The sequence below is a fragment of the Catellatospora sp. NPDC049609 genome, assembly GCF_040675365.1.
GTDB lineage: Bacteria > Actinomycetota > Actinomycetes > Mycobacteriales > Micromonosporaceae > Catellatospora.
In genome coordinates this window covers 1-1,011 of record NZ_JBFAOU010000498.1, presented here as the reverse complement: position 1 = coordinate 1,011, position 1,011 = coordinate 1, and the positions used below count along the sequence as shown (strand labels likewise).

The following is a 1,011-nucleotide window of genomic DNA, read 5'->3' as shown; positions in this document are numbered from 1 at the left end:
TGGATACGGCGGCCGTCGAGAAGAGGCTGCTCGCGGGGCAGATGGCGTGTCGTGTTCGGGGGTGCTGCGGCCGTGGGGGTTCGCCCGGCCGCGTTGGCTGCGTACGCCGTCTGGGCGGGCGCGGGTGCGGCCGCGGCGGGCCCGGTGCGCGAGGTGTGGGCGGTCGCATGTGCTCCTGGGGGTGAATGTGCTGGTCCGCCGCGCGGACGCGGTCGAGGTGATCGGCGCCGGGCTGGTCGCGAGGGCGGCGGGCGCGGGCAGCCGGCGGGTGGCAGGGCTGGTGGGTCGGGCTCGTTCGACGGTGCGGGGCTGGCTGGCCAGGTTCAGTGGGCGGGCTGAGCCGCTGCGGCGACTGTTCACGCAGGTGCTGGTCGATGTCGATGCTGATCCGGTGCCGCCGGCGGCGGCCGGATCAGTGTTCGCTGACGCTGTCGCGGCGATCGTGTCGGCTGCCGCCGCGGTGTCCCATCGGTGGGGGTTGTCGGTGTTCATGGTGTCGCCCTGGCGGGTGGCGGCTGCGGTCACCGGCGGGCGGTTGCTGTCACCGGATCTGCTCAAAGCGCCAATCAACACCAGTGCGCCCTGGCCGGTGCCGCGATGAGGGTCGTGGTGGCCCGTTTCGTCTGATGCCGAGGTCCGGCAGCAGACGAAACGGCAGGTGCAGGGATTGAACGTCCATGAACACGATGCGCGGGTGCGGGCCGAACGGGCCCGCAAGGTCGCGCTGTTCAGATACACGCTGATCCAGGAGGTGATCGACCCGGGCCTGTCGACCCGGCAGCGCGGTGTGCTGGTGCGCCAGATCGCCGGCCGGGAACACGACGGCCCGTTCGGGGACAAGATCGTGGTGGCCCGCAACACGATCGACCGGTGGGCGCGCTGGTTCCGCCAGGGCGGGTTCGCCGCGCTGGTCCCACGGCCGGCGCAGGTCACCGCCCGCACCCCGGCCGAAGTGTTGGACATGGCCGGCGGGTTGAAGCGGGAGAACCCGGCCCGCACCGCCACCCAGGT

The 1,011-nt window shown here is 72.6% G+C and carries 2 protein-coding genes; both read left to right on the top strand.

Features of this window, described 5'->3' with window-relative positions; all coding sequences use genetic code 11:
* Positions 1 to 181 precede the first annotated feature (181 nt).
* Positions 182 to 601: a hypothetical protein gene (locus AB0J67_RS41400; RefSeq protein ID WP_363491334.1), complete on the top strand. Its 420-nt coding sequence runs from the start codon at positions 182 to 184 to the stop codon at positions 599 to 601.
* Between the two features lie 93 nt (positions 602 to 694).
* Positions 695 to 1,011: hypothetical protein (locus tag AB0J67_RS41395; RefSeq protein ID WP_363491332.1), on the top strand; the 317-nt coding region annotated here is incomplete at its 3' end.